This is a genomic window from Paraburkholderia sp. (assembly GCF_047605525.1).
Classification (GTDB): domain Bacteria; phylum Pseudomonadota; class Gammaproteobacteria; order Burkholderiales; family Burkholderiaceae; genus Paraburkholderia.
In genome coordinates, this window is sequence record NZ_JASGFN010000001.1 from 167,191 (window position 1) to 187,432 (window position 20,242).

Below are 20,242 nucleotides of genomic sequence, written 5' to 3' on the forward strand. Positions count from 1 at the left end.
TCGCAATCGCCACGCACGCAGGGCGCCGAAGTGGGCGCCGCGGCCGGCGAGCGCGCGGCGCCCTCGCCGCTCGCCGCCCGGTTGGTGCCGTACGGTTTTGCGCGCAGCGGCCAGATCCTGGTCGCGCATCAGCACGCCGATAGTCTCGAAGTCTGGATCAGCGAACGCACGAGCGAAGCTGCGCTCGCGGAAGTCGCGCGCAATTACGGCACCGTGGCGGTCGTGCGCGTGCCCGCCGACGAACTCGCGCAGGCGATCAACCACGCATACGCGCGCCAGGACGGCAGCGCCGCGCAGGTGGTCGGCGAGGTGGAAGGCGAAGTCGATCTGTCGCGCCTGATGCAGGACATTCCCGAGGTCGAGGATCTGCTCGAATCGGAAGACGACGCGCCGATCATCCGCATGATCAACGCGCTGCTCACGCAGGCGGCGCGCGAGCAGGCATCGGATATTCATATCGAGCCGTTCGAAAATGCGTCGGTGGTGCGGTTTCGCGTCGACGGTACGCTGCGCGACGTCGTGCGGCCGAAAAAAGCGCTGCACGGCGCGCTGATCTCGCGGATCAAGATCATGGCGCAGCTCGACATCGCGGAAAAACGTTTGCCGCAGGACGGCCGCATCACGCTGCGCGTCGGCGGCCGTCCGGTCGACGTGCGGGTGTCGACGCTGCCGACCGGCCACGGCGAGCGCGCGGTGCTGCGTCTGCTCGAAAAAGACGCGTCGCGCCTGAACCTCGAAGCGCTCGGCATGGCGTCCGACACGCTCGGCCAGTTCGACAAGCTGATCAGCAAACCGCACGGCATCGTGCTCGTGACCGGGCCGACCGGCTCCGGCAAGACCACCACGCTCTATGCGTCGATGTCGCGGCTCGAAACGGCGACGACGAACATCATGACGGTCGAGGATCCGATCGAATACGACCTGTCCGGCATCGGCCAGACCCAGGTCAACGAGCGGATCGGCATGAGCTTTGCGCGCGCGTTGCGCTCGATTCTGCGTCAGGATCCGGACGTCATCATGATCGGCGAAATCCGCGATCTCGAAACCGCGCAGATCGCGGTGCAGGCATCGCTGACCGGTCACCTCGTGCTCGCGACGCTGCACACGAACGATGCGGCCTCCGCCGTCACGCGTCTGACCGACATGGGCGTCGAGCCGTACCTGCTCGCGTCGACGCTGCTCGGCGTGCTCGCGCAGCGGCTCGTGCGGCGCCTGTGCCCGGTGTGCCGCGAAGAGCGCACCGAAGAGGACGGCAGCAAGCGCTGGCATCCGGTCGGCTGCGACCGCTGTGGCCATTCCGGTTACGCGGGACGGCGCGGCGTCTATGAACTGCTGCTGATCGACGAAACGATTCGCACGCTGATCCACCGCAACGCGGCGGATGCGGAAATTCTCGAAGCGGGCCGCGCGGAGGGTATGCGCACGCTGCGCGAGGATTCGGAGCGCTGGCTGGAATCGGGGCTGACCTCGCTCGAGGAAGTGATTCGCGTGACGGGCGGAGCATAAGCACATGCCGGCATTTCGTTTCGAGGCGATCGACGCGGCGGGCAAGGCGCAAAAAGGCGTGCTCGACGCGGACAGCGCGCGCGGCGCGCGCACGAATCTGCGTTCGCAGGGCTTGACGCCGCTCGTCGTCGAACCGGCGGCCGCGCGCACGCGTGGCGAGCGCAATCAGCGCCTTGCGTTCGGGCGCCGTCTGTCGCAGCGCGAGCAGGCGATTCTGACGCGGCAACTCGCGAGTCTGCTGATCGCGGGCCTGCCGCTCGACGAAGCGCTGGCGGTGCTCACCGAACAGTCGGAGCGCGACTACATCCGCGAACTGATGGCGGCGATTCGCGCCGAAGTGCTCGGCGGTCACTCGCTCGCCAATGCGCTGCAGCAGCATCCGAAGGATTTCCCCGAGATTTACCGGGCGCTCGTCGCGGCCGGCGAACATACCGGCAAGCTCGGTCTCGTGCTGTCGCGGCTCGCCGACTACATCGAGCAGCGCAATGCGCTGAAGCAGAAGATCGTCCTTGCGTTCACGTATCCGACGATCGTTACGATCATCGCGTTCGGCATCGTCACGTTCCTGCTGAGCTACGTGGTGCCGCAGGTCGTCAACGTGTTCGCGAGCACGAAGCAGCAACTGCCGTTTCTGACCATCGTGATGATGGCGCTGTCCGGCTTCGTGCGGCACTGGTGGTGGGCGATGCTGATCGGCGTCGTCGTGCTCGTATATCTGGTGCGCTCGACGCTGAAGCAGCCGGGCCCGCGCCTCGCGTTCGACCGCTGGCTGCTGACCGCGCCGCTGATCGGCAAGCTCGTGCGCGGCTACAACACCGTGCGTTTCGCGAGCACGCTCGGCATTCTGACGGCCGCGGGCGTGCCGATTCTGCGCGCGCTGCAGGCCGCCGCCGAAACGCTCAGCAACAACGCGATGCGCGAGAACATCGACGATGCGATCGTGCGCGTGCGCGAAGGCACGTCGCTGTCGCGCGCGCTCGGCAACACGAAGACTTTTCCGCCGGTGCTCGTGCACCTGATCCGTTCGGGCGAAGCGACCGGCGACGTGACGACGATGCTCGATCGCGCGGCCGATGGCGAAGCACGCGAACTCGAACGCCGCACGATGTTCCTGACGAGCCTGCTCGAGCCGCTGCTGATTCTGGCGATGGGGGGCGTGGTGCTCGTGATCGTGCTCGCGGTGATGCTGCCGATCATCGAGTTGAACAACCTCGTGCAGTAAGCGCGAGCAAGAGGTTCGTGAAGCGAAGTCTCTGAAGGCGAAAAAGCGAACGCCCGGCGCGGTCCGCCTCAGCGCACGTAGATGGTGGGACCGCCCGCGTTGGGGGGCAGGAAGATTTCGGAGTGCGCGCCGTTGCGGTCGATGATGATCGAGCGGGCGCGGACTTCGGAGAGTTTCGTGCCTTGCATCAGCGTGCTGCCGAGCGACACCGCGTGCGGCGGCTCGCCGCCGACGCTGACGATTGCCGCGGCGCCTTCGCGCAACGCCAGGATGCCGAACAGATGGATGTCCTGATTGACGTTGCGCGTGAGCTGGCCGCCGAACAGCGTCGCGGCCTGCTCGGTCGAGATCGGCGGATGCGCGGCGGCGGCCGGCAACGGCGCGCCGGACATCGTGGTGAGCGTGATGACCCAGTAGGTCAGCGTCGCGCAGAACACGGCGAACAGCGCAAGCGACAGGAGGCGGATTTGGATGGCGTTCATGCGCACATTGTACGGACTATTGTGAAAATTGCGGTGGGTTGAAACCCTTCAACTGCATGACATTAAAATGATCGGCCCGGCGTGTTCGAGCACGGCCAGGGTCGAACACTTTCACCTGAAAAGAGGTAAGCAAGCTATGCAACTATCGACCATTCGCCGCGCGGACAACGCGGCTTCGCGCAGCCGTCGCCAGCGCGGTTTCACGCTGATCGAAATCATGGTCGTGATCGCGATTCTCGGCATTCTTGCCGCGCTGATCGTGCCGAAGATCATGAGCCGTCCGGACGAAGCGCGGCGCGTCGCCGCCAAGCAGGACATCGGCACCGTGATGCAGGCGTTGAAGCTCTATCGTCTCGACAACGGCCGCTATCCGACCCAGGAGCAGGGCTTGCGCGCGCTGATCGAAAAGCCGGGCACCGACCCGGTGCCGAACAACTGGAAGGACGGCGGTTATCTCGAGCGTCTGCCGAACGATCCGTGGGGCAATCCGTACCAGTACCTGAACCCGGGCGTGCACGGCGAGATCGACGTGTTCAGCTATGGCGCCGACGGCAAACCGGGCGGCGAAGGCAACGACGCCGACGTCGGGTCCTGGCAATAGCCCGCGTCGACTACCCGAAAGCCATATGATGTTCCCGCCCGCGATCGCTTCGTTCCCCGCGCTCCCCGCCTGGCTGTCGGCCACGCGGCGCGGCGAAGCGCGCGTGCTTTACCGATGCATTGCTGTTTGATTTTCCGTTGATCGTCGATGGCCGGCACTATGCGCATGTCCGCTTGCAAGTCCCGTGTGGACACTCCGTGTACGGCTTCGCAGCCGCGCACGGCGTGCGCCGGCGCGCATGAAGCGCGGCGTGCGGCCTGGAGCCGCCGCCGCGCGGCCGGCTTCACGCTGCTCGAAATGATGGTCGTGCTCGTGATCGCGGGCCTGCTCGTGTCGCTGACAGCCGTAACGATGACGCGCAATCCGCGCACCGATCTGAACGAGGAAGCGCAGCGCCTCGCGCTGCTGTTCGAATCCGCCGGCGACGAAGCGCAGGTGCGCGCGCGGCCGATCGCGTGGCAGCCGTTCGAAGGCGGCTTCCGTTTCGATCAGCGCACCCAGGACGGTTGGCGTCCTCTGCGCGACGATCTGCTCGGCCCGCGTCAGTGGGAAGGCGGTGTGACCGGTGTCGCGATCAGCTACCCCGGTTCGGATTCGCAAGCCGATCGGATCGTGTTCGGCACCGAGGCGATCGACGTACCGGTGCAGGTCACGCTCTTTTCGGCGTCGGGACAGGTGAAGATCGTCAGCACCGGCAACGGCCGCTACGAGGTGCGCTGAGATGCGAACGCGTCGTCGCGGCGGCATCGACCGCGCCCCTTCCCTCTTCCTGATACGCGGCATCGCGCGCCGGTCTCAGCACGGCTTCACGATGATCGAGGTGCTGGTCGCGCTCGCGATCATCGCGGTCGCGCTCGCCGCGTCGATCCGCGCGGTCGGCAATCTCGCGAGCGGCGAGGCCGATCTGCACCGGCGCCTGCTGGCCGGCTGGAGCGCGGACAACGCGCTCGCGCAATTGCATCTGACGCATGCATGGCCGAACGTCGGCGAAACGAGTTTCGATTGCTCGCAAGGCAATCTGCAACTGCTCTGTACCGAGCATGTGACGGCGACGCCGAATCCGGTGTTTCGCCGTGTCGAAGTGATGGTGACGATGCCTGGGCGCTCCGGCAATCTCGCCCAGATGGTCACGGTGGTCGCGAATGAAAACAACCGCTCGCTCTGAACGCCGCCGCTTCGGCGCGCGCGGCTTCACGCTGATCGAACTGCTGGTCGCGATCGCGATCCTGGCGGTGATCGCGGTGCTGTCCTGGCGCGGGCTCGATCAGATCATCCGCGGCCGCACGACGATCACGAACGCGATGGAAGACGAGCGCGTGTTCGCGCAGTTGTTCGACCAGATGCGCATCGACGCGCGCCAGGCCGCCAGCGACGACGAAGCCGGCGGCGAGGCGGCGATTTCCGTCTCCGGCAACACGCTGCAGATCGTGCGGCATATGGTGCTGCCGGGCACGGCGCCGCGTCTGCAGGTGGTGCGCTATCAGATTTCGAATGGGCGCGTGGTGCGCTACGCGTCGCCGCCGCTCGGCAATGTCGGCGAATTGCAGCGCGCGCTGCGCGGCAGCGTCGAAGGCTGGAGCGCGGTGCCGCTGATGAGCGGCGTCGGCGCGATTTCGGCGCGCATGTACGTGCCGAAGCTCGGCTGGACCACGCAGATGAACGACGTGCAGACCGCGATCATGGAGGCCATCAACAATCTGAAGGTGCCGCAGCTCGGCAATGCGCCGATGCCGCGCTCGGTGACGGGGCTCGAGGTGAGTGTCGGCGCGACGTCGCTCGCGCGGCCCATCAAGCGTGTTTTTCTGGTCGGAGAATGAGATGACGTTCTCCTCGTCGTTGCCGCGAAGAGTTGCCCCGGGTGCGCGTGCTGAACGTGCTGAACGCGCGCGACGCACCCGCGTGCGTCAGCGCGGCGCGGCCATCATCAGCGCGCTGCTCGTCGTCGCGCTGTCCGCGATCCTCGTCTCCGGCATGCTGTGGCGCCAGCAGGTGCAGATTCGCCGCATCGAGAATCAGCGGCTGCTTTCGCAGGCGCAATGGGTCGCGCGCGGCGCGCTCGACTGGACACGGCTGATCCTGCGCTCAGAAGGCGATACGTCGGCGGGCATCACCTATCTGGGCGGCCTGTGGGGCGTGCCGATCGCGAAAACGCGCCTGTCGGATTTTCTTGGCCAGATCGGCGAGGTACGCGCCGAGCAAGGCGCGGCGACGTATCTGTCCGGCTCGATCGAGGATGCGCAGGCCAAATTCAATCTGCGCGATCTCGTCGCGACCCCCGCGCCCGGCGTGATGCAGTTGAGCGCGGAACAGACCGCCGCCTATCAGCGCCTGCTCGTGTCGCTCGGCCTGAGCGGCCAGCTCGCCAAAGTGACCGCGCTGCAGATGCGCGCGGCCCTGTCGCATTCGGCGACGCGCTTTCAGACCGGCACGGCGACCAGCAGCTCGACGAGCAGTGCGACGCCGGTCGGCGGCGGCGGCACGACGGGCGGCAGCTTCACGAACCAGCCCGGCATGGAAGACGGCGACGACAACCAGCGGGTTGCGCCGCTGCTGATGACGGGCGTCGATTCGCTGCTCGACATTCCCGGCTACACACCGGAGATCGTCGCGCGGCTGCGCCCGTTCGTCACCGTGCTGCCGACCACCACCGCGATCAATATGAACACCGCGTCGGCCGAGGTGATCGCCGCCGTCGTGCCGGGTATGAGCGTGTCGCAGGCGCAGGCACTGGTCGCGCGCCGGCAGACCGTGTTTTTCCGCAACGTCGGCGATGTGCAGCTCGCGCTGACCGCCGCGGGCGTGCAAACGGTGTCGATCGATCCGAACGAGCTGGACGTCAATTCGAGCTACTTCCTGGTCCACGGCAGCGTGCAGCACGAGCGCGCCGAAGTGGATCGCACGACGCTCGTCTATCGCGATCCGCTGACTCACACTACGCGTATCGTGCGAGTACAAGACCAACTATGAATAACGCAATTCACAGAGAGAGTGGCCTTTGAGCACGCTGATCGTTCTACTGCCGCCACGTGATCCGGCGGTGCCGTCGCAGGAATGGCAACTGCCCGAGCTGCCGTTCGTCCTGCTCGACAAGACCGGGCGCACGCAGCGCGCCGGCCGCTCGGCGCTCGCGCTGCTGCCGCGCGGGAGCACGACGGTGCTGATGGTCGCCGCGCGCGACCTGCTGCTGATGCCCGCCGCGCTGCCGCCGCTGCGCGGCCCGAAACTGCGCCAGGCGCTGCCCAATATCGTCGAGGATCAACTGATCCAGGATCCGCAGACCTGCCACATTGCGGTCGATCCGCAGGCGCTCGCCGATGGCCGGCAATTGCTCGCGATCGTCGATCGCGGCTGGTTCCGCTTCATCTACGAGGCGTTTACGGCGGCCGGTCATCGCAGTTTGCGCGCGGTGCCGGTCACGCGCTGTCTGCCACAGCCGCCTGTCGCCGAGACGATCGCGAGCAGCGCCGAGACGGCCGAAGCGCGAGCCGATGTGCGAGCCGGTGCGCGCGAGCCCGCGCTGGCCGGCACGGCCGGCGTCACGACTTCGCTGCCGGGCGTCGCGCCCGTGGTGGCACCCGACGCGCCGTCGGTCGTGCCGATGGTGGCCGCCGTGCTCGGCGCGGTCGTGCAGACCGCGCCCGCGATGCTGCTGGAAGGCGTGATCGAAAGCGGCGTGCCGCGCGTCGAACTGGCGATTGCGCGCGGCGCGCAGGGCGAAGGTTTCGCGGCGCCGGCCGACGCGGTGAACGCGACGCTCGCCGCGCTCGCGGGCGCGGCGCCGGTGTCGCTGTACATGCTGACCGAAATGCCCGGCAACGAGCCGAGCCATGCGGCGACGAGCCCCGCGCGGCTCGCCGCGCACGTCCACGGCGCGAGTCCGCTGCCGTTCGAACAGCTCGCGCGGCGCGCGCTCGAATGCCGCTTCGATCTGTGCCAGTTCGAATTCGCGTCGCAGCCGTGGCGGCTCGATCGCGCGACGCTGCGGCGTCTGCGCTTGCCGATCGTGCTCGCGGTCAGCGCGCTCGTCGTCGCGATCATCGGCGCGAACGTGCAGTGGCTGATGCTCGCGCGCCAGCGCGACGCGATCAACACGCAGATGACGGAGCTGTTTCTCAACACGTTTCCGAAGACCACGGTCGTGCTCGACGCGCCCGATCAGATGGCGCGTCAGTTGCAGCAGTTGCGGGTCGCGGCGGGCGAGCTGTCGCCGGAGGATTTCCTGTCGCTCGCCGATGGCCTCGCGCGCTCGCTGTCGCCGCTGCCGGTTAACGGCATCGCCGCGCTCGACTATCACGACCATCGCCTCGACGTGACCTTCAAGCCGGCGATCAAGGTCGACCCCGACTTCGACAAGCGCCTCGCGCGCAATGGCCTGAGCGGCGCGATCGACAGCAGCACCGGCAAGTGGACCATCAGGAACGGACAATGAAAGCTGAACTCGCTCAAACATGGGCTGGCTTCTGGGGCCAGCGCACCGATCGCGAAAAGGCGCTGCTGACGTGGGGCGGCGGCGTGCTCGCCGTGGTGGTCGCGTGGTCGGTGCTGTGGGCGCCGGCGCAGGAAGGCCGCTCGCATCTCAAGGAATCGCTGCCGGGCCTGCAACGGCAACTCGCGCAGATGACCGCGCAGGCGAACGAGGCGCGCTCGCTGTCGGCTGCGGCGCAGGGTGTCGCGCCGACCGGTGCGGCGCTGAAGGACGCGCTCACCGCGTCGCTCGGCGAGCACGGTCTGGCCGCGACGCAGGTGCAGTTCGCCGGCAACGCGGTGCAGGTGCAGATGAAGAACGTGTCGTTTCCGGCATGGACGGCCTGGGTCGACGACGTGCGGCGGCAGTTCAAGGTGCAGGTTTCCGAGGCGCACATCACCGCGTTGAAAGATGACGGCCAGGTGGATCTGACGGTGTCGCTGCAGCCGTCGACCGCAAAATAAGAACGCGCCGCTCGCTACAGGATCTCGCATGAATTACTGGATGTGGCGCCTGCGTGTGGCGCTGCCGTGGCTGATGGTCGCGGTGCTGTCGGTCGCGGCCGTGATGCTCGCGTTGCTGCCGGCCGCCTGGATCACGCCGCAATTCGCGCGGCAAACGCGCGGGCACGTGAATCTCGTCGACGCCGAGGGCTCGCTGTGGCGCGGCTCGGCCACGCTGATGCTGGCCGCCGGCTCCGACATGAGCGGGGCGACGCTGCTGCCCGGCCGGATCGAATGGCATACCGCGTTCTGGCCGCTTTTCACCGGACGCGTGCGCATGATCATGCGGCACAGCGAAGCGATGCCCGATCCGATCACGGTCGATGCGACGCCGCGCAGCGCGACGGTCACGCCGGGCGCGCTCGCGGTGCCCGCGTCGCTGCTCGCGGGGCTTGGCGCGCCGTTCAATACGCTCGATCTGCAGGGCAACGTGCGGCTTTCGTGGTCAGACTGGCGCAGCTTCAACGGCGAGGCATTCGGCCAGTTGACGATGACGCTGGACGACGTCAGCTCGCGGGTTTCGCTGGTCAAGCCGCTCGGTTCGTATCGCGTGAAGTTTCAGGCGCAGGGCACCTCTTCGACGGTCGATCTGACGACGATCAAGGGGCCGTTGATGCTGAACGGCAACGGCACGGTGTCCGCCGCGTCGACGTCGTTTCGCGGCACGGCGAGCGCCGCGCCGGAGCAGCACGATAATCTCGCCGGCTTGCTGAATCTGCTGGGCCGGCCGAGCGGACCGGATACGGTGACGCTGACGTTCGTGCATTGAACAGCGCGCGGAGGCGCGTGTTGCACGCGTAACGCGATGAAAAAAGAGGCATGGCCGCGGTTCGTGGCCATGCCTCTTTTGCTTGCGCGGCCCAGCGCCGGCTCGCGAGCGGTACGGCGTTTATTTGCCTTGCACCGGCGATTGCGGCGCGGCGCCGTTTTGCGCCGTGTTTTGCACGTCGGGCGTTGCGCTCATCGCCGCGCTCGCCGCTGCGGCAGCCGGAGCCGATGCCGGTAGCGGCCCGGGCGCCGCCACGTCGCCCGTCTCGCGATTCATCTGCGACACATCCCAACCGCCGCCGAGCGCCTTCACCAGACCCACCGACGACACCATCCGCTGCCCCGCGATGCTCTCGAGCTTCTGCTCGGCCGTGAACGCGGTGGTCTGCGCGGTCAGCACGTTGACGTAGCCGACCGTGCCGGCCTTGTACTCGTTCGTGACGATCGCGAGCGCCTGGCGCGCCGATTCGACCGCCTGCCGCTGCACGACGATTTCCTGCTCGAGGATGCGCAGCGACGCGAGGTTGTCCTCGACGTCCTGGAACGCGGCGAGCACCGTCTGGCGATAGGTGGCGACATCGGCATCGTAAGTGGCGCGCGCGGCCTCGGTTTGCGACTTGCGCAGGCCGGCGTCGAAGATCGTCGCGGCGAGTTGCGGGCCGAGTGTCCAGAAGCGCGACGGCGCGGTCAGCAGTTGCGAGAACACCGAGTTCTCGAAGCCGCCGCTCGCCGACAGCGTCAGCGACGGGAAGAACGCGGCGATCGCCACGCCGATCTGCTCGTTGGCCGCCGCGGCCTTGCGTTCCGCCGACGCGATGTCCGGACGCCGCTCGAGCAGCGCGGACGGCATCTGCGGGGGCACGGCGGGCGGCGTCGCGGTGAGCGGCATCGGCGGCAGAGAGAAGACCGACGCCGGCACGCCGATCAGCACCGCGATCGCATGCTCGTCCTGCGCGCGCTGGATGCCGTTGTCGATCGCGGCGGCCTGCGCCGATTGCAGTTGCGTTTGCGCCTGAATCACGTCCGAACGCGCGGCGACACCCGCCGCGTACTGGTTCTGCGTGAGTTGCAGCGAACGCTGATAGGCGGCGACGGTGTCGTCGAGCAGGCGTTGCGTGGAGTCGAGCGAGCGCAGCGAGAAGTAGGTCTGCGCGAGCGTGGCCTGGGCGGACAGGCGCGCGTTCGCGAGGTCGGCGGCGGCGCCCTGCTGGCCGGCTTTCTGTGCGTTCACCGAGCGCGTGACCGAGCCCCACAGGTCCGGCTCCCAGCTCGCGTCGAGCTGCACGTTGAAGCTGTTGCCGACGCCGGCGCGGCTCGTCGCGGTAGTCGAATTGCCGCCCGACGACACACCGTTGCCGGAGCGCGTCGCGCCCGCCGATGCGCCGATCGTCGGGAAGTATGCGGAGCGCGCCTCGCCGACGAGCGCACGCGCTTGCCGGTAGCTTGCGGCGAACTGCGCGATGGTCTGATTCGCGGCGTTGAGCTTGTCTTCGAGTTCGTTGAGCTTCGGGTCTTCGTAGATCGCCCACCAGTCGCCGCGATCGTGCTGATCGGCGGGTTCAGCGACTTTCCAGCCGGGCGCGGCTTCCTTGTACGACGCGGGGATCTCGGTGGCCGGCCGCTGATAGTTGGGACCGACCGCGCAGGCGGCGATGAGCGTCGCGCAGGCCGCGCTCACGGCGAGGGTCAGGACACGCGGCGCGAGCGGCCGCGCGCGCGAGATTCGATCAGACTGCATGCAATGAATTCCTTCTGGACGCCGCGGTGCGGCCGGCAGCGGCGCCACCGGCCGGGCGAGATCATGGTCTGCCGGAATGTTAGCGTATGAGCCCGCGCGAACGCGGGGAACTGAAAGGTGAAAGGTTAATGTGCGGATGCGCGCAGATGTGTTACCTGCGATGACGCGATGGTTACGCGTTGTTACCGCGTGGCGCTGGGACAGCGGTATCGGGGGCTTGTGCGCTGGAAGAGGCTGGTACGTGGGTCGAACTCGCGCGTTAAACCTGTTCGTTAAACCCGCGCTGTCGAACCCACGCCTTCAACCCGCGATTCCGCGGATTTGCTCTGCTGCCCCTGACGACGCGCCAGCTTGCCGGCCGCCGCCCGGCACGATGCACCGCCGCGCGCCTGGCAAGCGGTGCCGGTACTGGCGAGGTTTTTCGCCGCTTCGACCACCTCAGGCAGTACCACAGGTCGCGCGATCGCGCCGTTTTTAGCTACCGCCGCCGTACTCTTCGCGCGCTTCGTCTCCCGTCGATGCTCGACCCATGCGAGCAGCGCGACACCGACCGATCCGCCCGGCAACACGATCAGCCCGGCGAACAACGCGAGCTTCCACCAGCGGTGCGGGCCGCGAAAGCTGTTGACGGCGGAATCGGCGAGTGAGCGGCTCAGGCCGCCAAGCGTGTTTTTGAGGTACGGCATCGGGGAAATCCTTTTTCGCGCGTCGCGGGGTGCGACGCGCGGACGATTGGTCAGAACATAGTCTCGAATGGCGCATCACGCGCGAAACTCATTGCCGAAGATAATATTGACTATGCAATTAAATTTCAAGATACTGTCGCGCACTTGCGGCTCGAGTGTTGTTTTTTGAGCCGCCCATATTGGCGCGAAAATGAAATTTGACTTGTCTGCTTAGGCAGCTAAACTTCATTCCTGTTTGTGGATGTTGCGGATACACCATGGCCGACGGTCCATACAAAGCGGACGAGATCGAACTCACGACGAGCCTCGGCTACTACCTGACGAAAGCGCGCAACGTGCTGGTCGAGCGCACGGACCGAGCGGTCAAGCCGCTCGGTCTGACCGCGCAGCAGATCGGCGTGATCCTGATGCTGTCGTCGCGGCGCGCGAGCACGCCGTTCGAGCTGTCGCGCGCGATGGCGTACGACAGCGGCTCGATGACGCGTCTGCTTGATCGCCTTGAAAAGAAAGGCTTTATCGTGCGCTCGCGCAGCAGCGACGATCGCCGCATGGTGAAGCTGGAATTGACGCGGCAGGGGCACGACGCCGCGCGGCAGTTGCCGGGCCTCGGCGCGGCGGTGCTGAACGAGCAATTGCGCGGCTTCACGGCCGACGAGCACGCGACGCTGATTCACCTGCTCGGCCGTTTCATCGCGAACGGCCTGGAGGGCGGAGCCGGCGCGTGTTGTGGGTTGGCACGGGAACTGGACGAACCGGAAACATTATCCGGGGAAGCGTCACCGCCCGAAGGCTGCGGCGTATAGCGACCACGCAATAGCCGGCAACGGCAGAGTCACAACGAGGCGCTTTTTCAACGGCGCCATTGTCTTAGGATATCTGTCTGGGCAGAGGGTGTTCCGGCATGTAAGCATCACGTTCAGGGCGTGTAATAAAGCTGCCGCGACAAGCTTTTCCCGATTGAGGAGAACAACATATGGACGCCACGGCTTCCAACGCCTCGCTGCCCGCCGCCGAGCCCGCCCCGCTGCAAGGCGGCACGCTCGCGCTGCTGACCGTCGGCCTCGCGCTCGGCACCTTCATGGAGGTGCTCGATACCTCGATCGCGAACGTCGCGGTGCCGACCATTTCCGGCAGCCTCGGCGTCGCGGCGAGCCAGGGCACGTGGGTGATTTCGTCGTATTCGGTCGCCTCGGCGATCGCGGTGCCGCTGACCGGCTGGCTCGCGCGGCGGGTCGGCGAGGTGCGCCTCTTCACGCTGTCGGTGCTGCTCTTCACGATCGCGTCCGCGCTGTGCGGCTTCGCGCACAACTTCGAATCGCTGATCGCGTTCCGGCTCGCGCAAGGGCTCGTGTCCGGGCCGATGGTGCCGCTGTCGCAGACGATCCTGATGCGCTCCTACCCACCCGCGAAGCGCGGGCTCGCGCTCGGCTTATGGGCGATGACCGTGATCTGCGCGCCGATTTTCGGCCCCGTGATGGGCGGCTATATCACCGATAACTTCACGTGGCCGTGGATCTTCTACATCAACGTGCCGATCGGCCTGTTCTCGGCGTTCTGCGCCTATCTGCTGCTGCGCGGCCGCGAGACGCAGACGACGCGGCAGCGCATCGACGTGGTCGGCCTCGTGCTGCTGGTGACCGGCGTGTCCTGTCTGCAGATGATGCTCGACCTCGGCAAGGACCGCGACTGGTTCAACTCGACGTTCATCGTGACGCTCACGGTGATCGCGATCGTCGCGATTGCGTTCCTGCTCGTGTGGGAGTTGACGGAGAAGGAGCCGATCGTCGACCTGTCGCTGTTCAAGGATCGCAACTTCGCGCTCGGTGTCGTGATCATCTCGTTCGGCTTCATGGCCTTCTTCGGCTCGGTGGTGATCTTCCCGCTGTGGTTGCAGACGGTGATGGGCTATACGGCCGGACTCGCGGGTCTCGCGACCGCGCCGGTCGGCCTGCTCGCATTGTTCCTGTCGCCGATGATCGGCAGGAACATGCATCGGCTGAATCTGCGCATGGTCGCGAGCTTCGCGTTCATCGTGTTCGCGATCGTGTCGTTCTGGAACTCGACGTTTACGCTCGACGTGCCGTTCGGTCACGTGATCCTGCCGCGGCTCGTGCAGGGTATCGGCGTTGCCTGCTTCTTCGTGCCGATGACGACGATCACGCTGTCGAGCGTGTCCGACGAACGCCTCGCGAGCGCGTCCGGCCTGTCGAATTTCTTCCGCACGCTGTCAGGCGCGATCGGCACGGCGATCAGCACGACGTTCTGGGAGAACGACACGATCTACCATCACGCGATGCTCGCCGATACGGTGAACGCATATTCGGCGAACACCAACGCGTATACGAATGCGCTCGCGGGTGTCGGGCTGTCCGGCGACAGTCTGACCGCGCAGTTGAATCAGGTGGTGACCAGCCAGGCTTATATGATGGCCACCAACGACTTCTTCCGTATTTCGTGTGTGGCGTTTCTGGTACTGGCGGTATTGGTGTGGATCACGAAACCGCGCAAGGGCGCTGGGCCTTCGATGGGACATTGACGCGAATGCCGGGGCGGTGAGCGTAGCGCTTCGGCGCTACGCTCGATGCGCATTCGTGCGAGCTATTGCGACATTGCCTCGCCATTCGGCGCCGTGGCCGGCTTCCCGGGTATCGCCTCCGGATGCGCCGCATCGGGCGCGGCCTGCGATGGCGTCGCGCTACCCTGTGCCGCGCCGGCACCGGTGCCTCTCACATACTGCTTGAAATCCGCGCCTGCTTCCCACGGATTCGGCTTGCAGCCGAGCGAGCCGTCGCAATGCGCGGAAAAACCGATCGTCGCGGTGCCATCGGGATTCACGGTGCGCGTGATCTGATACGCGAGCGCGCGCTTGCCGCCATCGGGGCCCGCGGTCTGGATCAGCGAGTCGGTCGCGGTTTCGATCTTGTACTTCGAATGACTCGACACCCACGACTGCGCGCGTTGCCACCACAGGTCGCACTCGGCTTTGCCCGAACACGTCAACGGTTTGGTCGCGATCTGCATGACGTCCGGATCGACCTGCCCCTGGGTCGCGCACCCTGCCGTTGCCGCCAGACACAGCACGGCTAACAGAGCTTTGTTCTTCACGTTGATACCTCCCGCTGTGGAGCATGTCATATTCATATCAGTTTGGACCGCGACGTCGAGCCGGTGTTTCATCCAGATCAGTGAATCGCGAGAACGCGCGGAGAATTTGCCGATTCCGCGCGGACGTTTGTGATGCGGTACGTAGAGCTTACCTGCGCATTATCCGCGGCATTCACTGCGGCAAGGAACAAGCAAAAAGCGGCCACGTGGGCCGCTTTTCGCATATCGCGATGCTCTCGCGGTTCGAGCGCTTCAGACGCTGAAGCGATTGAGCGTATACGCCCGATACGCGGCAACGAATGCGTCGAACGAACCGACTTCCTCGCGTTCGAGCTTCGCCTGTTCGTCGAGCGATTGCACCGCGAGTTCGGCGAACGCCTGGGTCTGCGCGGCGTCGAGCGGACTCGCGCGGAAATACGCGGCATGCGCTTCGCTCTGTTCGAGACCGAACGCGATAAAGCTCTGCTGCTTGTCGCGCATCGTTTGCAGCACGCGCGCGGACGGCGTCAGCGATACGTCCGCGAGCTTCGCGCGCTGCGCGGCGACAGCACGCGCGTGTTCGTCGCCGCCTCGCAGGCTGTCGAGCGCCGCGGCGGCGGCGTCGATTTTAACGAGCAGTTCGTTGGCCCAATCGATCATCGCGACAGGCCTGCCGTCGCGGATCAATTCGAGGCCGGGCTTGCGGCCTTCCATCGTCACGCGACCGAAGTTCTGGTTCGCTTCGGTGTAGGCGGGCGGCGGCAGCGGCGCGCTGTCGTCGAGCGCGCAGACGAGCAGATAGGCGTCGAGAAAGCGCGACGTTTCGAGAGAAATGCCGATCGGCTCGAACGGATCGATGTCCATGCAGCGCACTTCGACATACTGCACGCCGCGCGCGGCGAGCGCATGCAGCGGCCGCTCGCCCGGATACGTGACACGCTTCGGCCGGATCGTCGAATAGAACTCGTTTTCGATCTGCAGCACGTTGGTGTTGATCTGCACCCACTCGCCGTTGCGTTGCGTGCCGATCTGCTCGTAGGCCGGATACGGCTGGCTCACCGCTTTCGCGAGCGCGTCGAGATAGCCCGGCAGCGTGTCGTAGTCGGCGTGCAACGCGGCTTGCGCGGCGGTGTTCGAATAGCCGAGGTCGCTCATGCGCAGGCTCGTCGCGTACGGGCGATACAGCGTGTCGGCATCGAACGTATCGAGCGTGTGTGGGCGATCGCGCAGGAAGCGCCGATCGAGCGCCGGCGACGCGCCGAACAGATACATCAGCAGCCAGTTCGTGCGGCGGAAATTGCGAATCAGCGCGAGGTAGCGATCCGACTGGAAATCGACGGCGTTCGCGGTGGATTGCTGATCGGCGTGCAGCAGCCGCCACACTTCTTCGTTCAGCGAATAGTTGTAGTGGATGCCCGCGATGCACTGCATCGCGCGGCCGTAGCGCAGCGCGAGACCGATGCGATACACGTGCTTGAGTCTGCCGATGTTCGACGTGCCGTAGTTCGCGATCGGAATGCCGTCGTCGGTGGCGGGCAGCAGGCCCGGCATCGAGTTGTTCCAGAGGATTTCGTCGCCGAGTTCCGCGTAGACGAAACGATGCAGCGTGTCGAGCTCCGCGAGCGTATCGGCGACGTCGTGCCCGGCGGCCGTGATCAGTTCGAGCAGCGCTTCGGAGTAGTCGGTCGTCAGCGACGGATGCGTGAGCGCGGAGCCGAGCGCGCGCGGATGCGGCGTCATTGCGAGCTGGCCGTCGTGCGTGACGCGCAGGCTTTCCTTTTCGATACCGCGCAGGCCGCGCGTCAGCACATCGCGCTGCGGGCCCGTGGTCAGCACGGACAGGCGGTGCGAGAACGCGTCGGTCGTGCGGGAAGGTGTCGTGTTTGGCATTGATGCGAGTCGCGCGTTGCCGGCCGCGGTGTATCGCCTGATGTTTCGCTGGCGATACGGTGGTACGGTGCGGCAACAACGTTCGGCGGAATTTTCAGTAGCGGGCACTTTAACATCTCGCCAGAACGGCTGCTTGCGGTCGCTTCGGCCGGGTATACGCGCGGTTCTGTCCGGCTTGCGACTCGTCTGTTTTAGCGACGCGGCGTCGCGTTATTCATCAGCCGCCGCGCGCCGCGCCCGCGCGGTCCGCGATCTCGTTCCACAGATGCATCGCCGCATACGCGCGATACGGCCGCCATGCGTCGGTGCGGCTGCGCTGCTGCGCAGGCCGCGCGAGCAGAGGATCGCGCGCGGTGATCGACTGCATCAGCACGAGATCCGACGCGGGCCACGCGTCCGGGTCGCGCCACGCGCGCATCGCGACGTACTCGACGGTCCACGGACCGATACCGGCGAGCGCGAGCAACGCGGCGCGCAGGCTCGTCGCGTCGACGGCATCGCTGTCGAGCGGCACGTCGCCGGTCGCGACCGCGCGCGCGAAGCCCTGCAACGCCGCTACGCGTTTACCCGGCATGCCGATCTGCGCGAGATCGACCTCGGCGAGCGCCGCGGGCGTCGGAAAACGCCATGCGGTGTTCTCGTGCGGATGCCCGTCGATGCGCTCGCCCGCGCGCTGCACGAGCCGTCCGATGATCGTCGTCGCGGCCTTCACGCTGACCTGCTGGCCGACGATCGCCCGCACGACGAGCTCGAAGCCCGACCATGCGCCCGGCACGCGCAGGCCGGGCACCGCGCCGACGAGCGGTGCGAGCCATGGGTCGGCGGCGAGTCCGGCGGCGATCTTCTTCGGGTCGGCATGCAGATCGAACATCTTCGCGACCTGTGCGGCGAGTGCGTCGGCGTGACGGCTCACCGGTCCTTCGATGCTCGCGACGATGCAGCGCTTGCGCGGATGCAGCCGCACGCTCAGCGTGCCGCTGTCGCCGTTCCAGTCGATCGCGCGGCGGTACGCGCCGTCTTCGACGGCCTCGACGCCCGGCGTCGCGCGGCCGCTGAAAAAGCGCAGCAGACGCGGCCAGTCGAAGGGCGCTTTGAACGGCAATTCGAGAGTTGCAACGTCGTTAAGCTTGAGCGTGCTCACGCGGCGTGATCCAGTCGAGTGGGATTGCTGGTGGTCTTGGGGCCCGCGTCGGCGCGGCCCGCCTGGCGCTGCTCCGTCGGGCCGGTCGAAACGCCGCCGGCATGCTGCGCCTCATTGTCGAGCAACGCGGCCTTGCGCGGCAGTCCCCAGCGATAGCCGGCGAGCGCCCCGCCCTTTTGCACGACGCGATGGCAAGGAATCGCCAGCGCGACCGGATTCGTTGCGCACGCGCTCGCCACCGCGCGCACGGCACGCGGCGAGCCGACGGCCTCGGCGATCTGCGAATAGCTGCGCGTCTCGCCGTACGGGATGCGCCGCAGCGCATCCCACACGCGCTGCCTGAACGCAGTCGACGCAATATCGAGCGGCAGATCGAAGTCCTGACGGGTGCCGTGCAGATAGGCGTCGATCTGCGCGACGAACGGCGCGAGCCGTTCGGCATCTTCGCGCAGCTCGGCGTTCGCGAACTCGCCGCGCAGCTCGTCGATCAGCAGCGTCGCGTCGTCGCCGAAGCCGATCTTGCAGATGCCTTTGTCGGTCGCGCCGACCAGCACGAAGCCGAGCGAGGTCGGCGCGCTCGTGTAGCGCACGGTGAGCCCCGCGCCCTTGCGGCGGTACGCGGATGGCGCCATGCCGAGTTCGGCCGGCGCGCTGTCGTACATCCGCGACGGCGAGCCGAAGCCGGCGTCGAGCGTTGCGCGCGTGACGTCGGCGCCGCCCTTCAGCGCATCGCGCAACGCGGCGCCGCGCTGCGCGGCCTGGTACTGACGCGGCGATACGCCGACCACACGCTTGAACAGGCGTTGCAGATGAAACGGGCTCACGTGCACGGCATCGCTCAATTGCGCAAGCGTGAGGCGTTGCTGCGGATCGGCGTCGAGCGCCGCGCACGCGCGATTGACGATATCCAGCTCGCGTGGCAGGCCGCCGGGCCGGCAGCGCTTGCAATCGCGAAAGCCCGCGGCGCGCGCGGCGGCGGCATCGGTGAAGAACGCGACGTTTTCGCGGCGCGGCTGGCGCGACGCGCACGACGGCCGGCAGAACACGCCCGTCGTCCTGACTGCGTAGAAGAAGGCACCGTCGGCTTCGCGGTCGCGGCGCGTGACGGCGTCCCAGCGTTCGTCGTCGCTGCGCCAGTGAGTGGTGTCGGTGTCGGCGGCGGGGGTGCGAAGGGCTGCGGAATGATGGGTGGTGGCGTTCATGATGTCCTGGGGGCCCCGCATGGATAGGCAATGGGGCAGGCAATGTCGATGCCTGTCAATGTAGGCCCGATGCCGACACACTACGCCCCGGTTCTTGCTCTGTCATTCGGCCCGGCTTTTCCTTGCTGCCCACGGGGTCAAAACCCGATAAATCGCGCTCCGATCGCGCCGAAAGCGCCGCGAAACCGCCGCTGGCCGGGCGTTTTGCCTCAAAGTGCGGCAATTTGGCACGATGTCGGGTTTTCCCTTAAAAAGTTATTGCGTCGCACCAAGCCGATGTGTATATTAGGAACTGTCTCCTCCATGTCTCCTCCTGATATGGATTCAGCCCGCTCCACCTGAGCGGGCTTTTTTTTGCCCGCGTTCCGGCGATTTTCATCCGCGGATTCGCCGCGGCCAACTGCCCTTCCTTCTCTTCCGCGCGGCTCCGCCCTTTCTCCTACACTTGGCTCATCACCGCTTTTTCGAATCAGCCAGAGGGCGTTCGACATGAAAATCCACATTCGCGAGATCGACCACATCGTCATCCGGGCGACGAACGTCGAGACGCTGGCGCGCTTCTATTGCGACGTGCTCGGCTGTAGTCTCGAAAAGGAACAACGCGAACTGGGCCTCACGCAACTGCGCGCGGGACGCTCGCTGATCGATCTGCTGCAGGTCGGCGCGAGACTCGATCGCGCGGAAAACGGCACGCCGGGCGCGGGCCGCAATATGGATCACCTGTGCCTGCGCGTCGATTCGTTCGATGCCGAAGCGCTCAGGACACATCTGGGCGCGCATGGCGCGCGGCTCGGCGAACAGGGCGTGCGGTATGGCGCGGACGGTTTCGGACCGTCGCTGTATCTGTTCGACCCGGAGGGCAATATGGTCGAACTGAAAGGGCCGCCCGAAGCGGCGCGAGTCACGTCGCTTTAAGGAGCGTCGCAACTCGCCGGAACTGTCTCAGGTATGAAA

The 20,242-nt window shown here is 66.5% G+C and carries 20 protein-coding genes; 13 read left to right on the forward strand and 7 right to left on the reverse strand.

What is annotated here, in order from left to right; genetic code table 11:
• Positions 1-30 precede the first annotated feature (30 nt).
• Positions 31-1,506, forward strand: a complete 1,476-nt coding sequence (gene gspE / locus QM685_RS00800; RefSeq protein ID WP_415112300.1) for a type II secretion system ATPase GspE — start codon at positions 31-33, stop codon at positions 1,504-1,506.
• Between the two features lie 4 nt (positions 1,507-1,510).
• On the forward strand, positions 1,511-2,728 hold the full coding sequence (gspF, locus tag QM685_RS00805; protein ID WP_415111947.1) for a type II secretion system inner membrane protein GspF: 1,218 nt from the start codon (positions 1,511-1,513) through the stop codon (positions 2,726-2,728).
• Positions 2,729-2,796: 68 nt separating this feature from the next.
• On the opposite strand, the gene QM685_RS00810 is transcribed toward gspF, so the two are convergent.
• On the reverse strand, positions 2,797-3,210 hold the full coding sequence (locus tag QM685_RS00810) for a type II secretion system protein N (RefSeq protein ID WP_415111948.1): 414 nt from the start codon (positions 3,208-3,210) through the stop codon (positions 2,797-2,799).
• Positions 3,211-3,346: 136 nt separating this feature from the next.
• Here QM685_RS00810 and gspG point away from each other — a divergent pair, with 136 nt between their 5' ends.
• The 8 genes from gspG to QM685_RS00850 all read left to right on the forward strand — a co-directional run bounded on the left by gspG (position 3,347) and on the right by QM685_RS00850 (position 9,548).
• Positions 3,347-3,811, forward strand: a complete 465-nt coding sequence (gene gspG / locus QM685_RS00815) for a type II secretion system major pseudopilin GspG (RefSeq protein ID WP_415111949.1) — start codon at positions 3,347-3,349, stop codon at positions 3,809-3,811.
• A gap of 147 nt (positions 3,812-3,958) precedes the next feature.
• Entirely contained in the window at positions 3,959-4,531 is a 573-nt protein-coding gene (locus QM685_RS00820) for a GspH/FimT family pseudopilin (protein ID WP_415111950.1), read from the forward strand.
• A 91-nt stretch (positions 4,532-4,622) separates the two neighbouring features.
• Complete coding sequence (gspI, locus tag QM685_RS00825; RefSeq protein WP_415112302.1) at positions 4,623-4,976, forward strand: type II secretion system minor pseudopilin GspI; 354 nt, start codon at positions 4,623-4,625, stop codon at positions 4,974-4,976.
• A complete protein-coding gene (locus QM685_RS00830) occupies positions 4,954-5,628 on the forward strand; it encodes a type II secretion system protein J (protein WP_415111951.1) in 675 nt (224 codons plus the stop codon). Before gspI ends, QM685_RS00830 begins: the two co-directional genes overlap by 23 nt.
• Before the next feature lies 1 nt (position 5,629).
• Positions 5,630-6,778, forward strand: coding sequence for a type II secretion system minor pseudopilin GspK (gene gspK / locus QM685_RS00835; RefSeq protein ID WP_415111952.1), 1,149 nt, complete (start codon positions 5,630-5,632; stop codon positions 6,776-6,778).
• Between the two features lie 28 nt (positions 6,779-6,806).
• Complete coding sequence (gene gspL, locus QM685_RS00840; protein ID WP_415111953.1) at positions 6,807-8,240, forward strand: type II secretion system protein GspL; 1,434 nt, start codon at positions 6,807-6,809, stop codon at positions 8,238-8,240.
• On the forward strand, positions 8,237-8,740 hold the full coding sequence (locus tag QM685_RS00845) for a type II secretion system protein M (protein WP_415111954.1): 504 nt from the start codon (positions 8,237-8,239) through the stop codon (positions 8,738-8,740). Before gspL ends, QM685_RS00845 begins: the two co-directional genes overlap by 4 nt.
• 28 nt (positions 8,741-8,768) lie before the next feature.
• On the forward strand, positions 8,769-9,548 hold the full coding sequence (locus QM685_RS00850) for a type II secretion system protein N (protein ID WP_415111955.1): 780 nt from the start codon (positions 8,769-8,771) through the stop codon (positions 9,546-9,548).
• A gap of 120 nt (positions 9,549-9,668) precedes the next feature.
• Here the strand turns inward: QM685_RS00850 and QM685_RS00855 are convergent, their stop codons facing one another.
• Positions 9,669-11,285 carry an efflux transporter outer membrane subunit gene (locus QM685_RS00855; RefSeq protein WP_415111956.1) on the reverse strand — a complete coding sequence of 539 codons (1,617 nt, stop codon included), beginning with the start codon at positions 11,283-11,285 and terminating at the stop codon, positions 9,669-9,671.
• A gap of 272 nt (positions 11,286-11,557) precedes the next feature.
• Complete coding sequence (locus QM685_RS00860; protein WP_415111957.1) at positions 11,558-11,971, reverse strand: hypothetical protein; 414 nt, start codon at positions 11,969-11,971, stop codon at positions 11,558-11,560.
• A 257-nt stretch (positions 11,972-12,228) separates the two neighbouring features.
• Here QM685_RS00860 and QM685_RS00865 point away from each other — a divergent pair, with 257 nt between their 5' ends.
• Both QM685_RS00865 and QM685_RS00870 read left to right on the forward strand, forming a co-directional pair.
• Complete coding sequence (locus tag QM685_RS00865) at positions 12,229-12,774, forward strand: MarR family winged helix-turn-helix transcriptional regulator (RefSeq protein WP_415111958.1); 546 nt, start codon at positions 12,229-12,231, stop codon at positions 12,772-12,774.
• 170 nt (positions 12,775-12,944) lie between these two features.
• Complete coding sequence (locus QM685_RS00870; RefSeq protein ID WP_415111959.1) at positions 12,945-14,507, forward strand: DHA2 family efflux MFS transporter permease subunit; 1,563 nt, start codon at positions 12,945-12,947, stop codon at positions 14,505-14,507.
• A 62-nt stretch (positions 14,508-14,569) separates the two neighbouring features.
• Here the strand turns inward: QM685_RS00870 and QM685_RS00875 are convergent, their stop codons facing one another.
• From QM685_RS00875 to ada, 4 genes are all read right to left on the reverse strand, one after another.
• Positions 14,570-15,076, reverse strand: a complete 507-nt coding sequence (locus QM685_RS00875; protein WP_415111960.1) for a hypothetical protein — start codon at positions 15,074-15,076, stop codon at positions 14,570-14,572.
• 252 nt (positions 15,077-15,328) lie between these two features.
• Positions 15,329-16,945 (reverse strand): glutamate--cysteine ligase, encoded by a 1,617-nt coding sequence (gshA, locus tag QM685_RS00880; RefSeq protein ID WP_415111961.1) that lies wholly within the window; start codon positions 16,943-16,945, stop codon positions 15,329-15,331.
• 217 nt (positions 16,946-17,162) lie between these two features.
• Positions 17,163-18,086, reverse strand: coding sequence for a DNA-3-methyladenine glycosylase family protein (locus tag QM685_RS00885; protein ID WP_415111962.1), 924 nt, complete (start codon positions 18,084-18,086; stop codon positions 17,163-17,165).
• Positions 18,083-19,288: a bifunctional DNA-binding transcriptional regulator/O6-methylguanine-DNA methyltransferase Ada gene (gene ada, locus QM685_RS00890; protein ID WP_415111963.1), complete on the reverse strand. Its 1,206-nt coding sequence runs from the start codon at positions 19,286-19,288 to the stop codon at positions 18,083-18,085. Before ada ends, QM685_RS00885 begins: the two co-directional genes overlap by 4 nt.
• 489 nt (positions 19,289-19,777) lie before the next feature.
• On the opposite strand from ada, the gene QM685_RS00895 reads away from it, so the two are divergent.
• Positions 19,778-20,203, forward strand: coding sequence for a VOC family protein (locus QM685_RS00895; RefSeq protein WP_415111964.1), 426 nt, complete (start codon positions 19,778-19,780; stop codon positions 20,201-20,203).
• The last annotated feature ends 39 nt before the right edge of the window (positions 20,204-20,242 follow it).

Coding starts and splice junctions, on each gene's coding strand:
- gspF (WP_415111947.1), top strand. CDS start 1,511: ATGCCGGCATTTCGTTTCGAGGCGATCGACGCGGCGGGCAAGGCGCAA.
- QM685_RS00810 (WP_415111948.1), bottom strand. CDS start 3,210: ATGAACGCCATCCAAATCCGCCTCCTGTCGCTTGCGCTGTTCGCCGTG.
- gspG (WP_415111949.1), top strand. CDS start 3,347: ATGCAACTATCGACCATTCGCCGCGCGGACAACGCGGCTTCGCGCAGC.
- QM685_RS00820 (WP_415111950.1), top strand. CDS start 3,959: ATGGCCGGCACTATGCGCATGTCCGCTTGCAAGTCCCGTGTGGACACT.
- gspI (WP_415112302.1), top strand. CDS start 4,623: ATGATCGAGGTGCTGGTCGCGCTCGCGATCATCGCGGTCGCGCTCGCC.
- QM685_RS00830 (WP_415111951.1), top strand. CDS start 4,954: ATGAAAACAACCGCTCGCTCTGAACGCCGCCGCTTCGGCGCGCGCGGC.
- gspK (WP_415111952.1), top strand. CDS start 5,630: ATGACGTTCTCCTCGTCGTTGCCGCGAAGAGTTGCCCCGGGTGCGCGT.
- QM685_RS00845 (WP_415111954.1), top strand. CDS start 8,237: ATGAAAGCTGAACTCGCTCAAACATGGGCTGGCTTCTGGGGCCAGCGC.
- QM685_RS00850 (WP_415111955.1), top strand. CDS start 8,769: ATGAATTACTGGATGTGGCGCCTGCGTGTGGCGCTGCCGTGGCTGATG.
- QM685_RS00855 (WP_415111956.1), bottom strand. CDS start 11,285: ATGCAGTCTGATCGAATCTCGCGCGCGCGGCCGCTCGCGCCGCGTGTC.
- QM685_RS00860 (WP_415111957.1), bottom strand. CDS start 11,971: ATGCCGTACCTCAAAAACACGCTTGGCGGCCTGAGCCGCTCACTCGCC.
- QM685_RS00865 (WP_415111958.1), top strand. CDS start 12,229: ATGGCCGACGGTCCATACAAAGCGGACGAGATCGAACTCACGACGAGC.
- QM685_RS00870 (WP_415111959.1), top strand. CDS start 12,945: ATGGACGCCACGGCTTCCAACGCCTCGCTGCCCGCCGCCGAGCCCGCC.
- gshA (WP_415111961.1), bottom strand. CDS start 16,945: ATGCCAAACACGACACCTTCCCGCACGACCGACGCGTTCTCGCACCGC.
- ada (WP_415111963.1), bottom strand. CDS start 19,288: ATGAACGCCACCACCCATCATTCCGCAGCCCTTCGCACCCCCGCCGCC.
- QM685_RS00895 (WP_415111964.1), top strand. CDS start 19,778: ATGAAAATCCACATTCGCGAGATCGACCACATCGTCATCCGGGCGACG.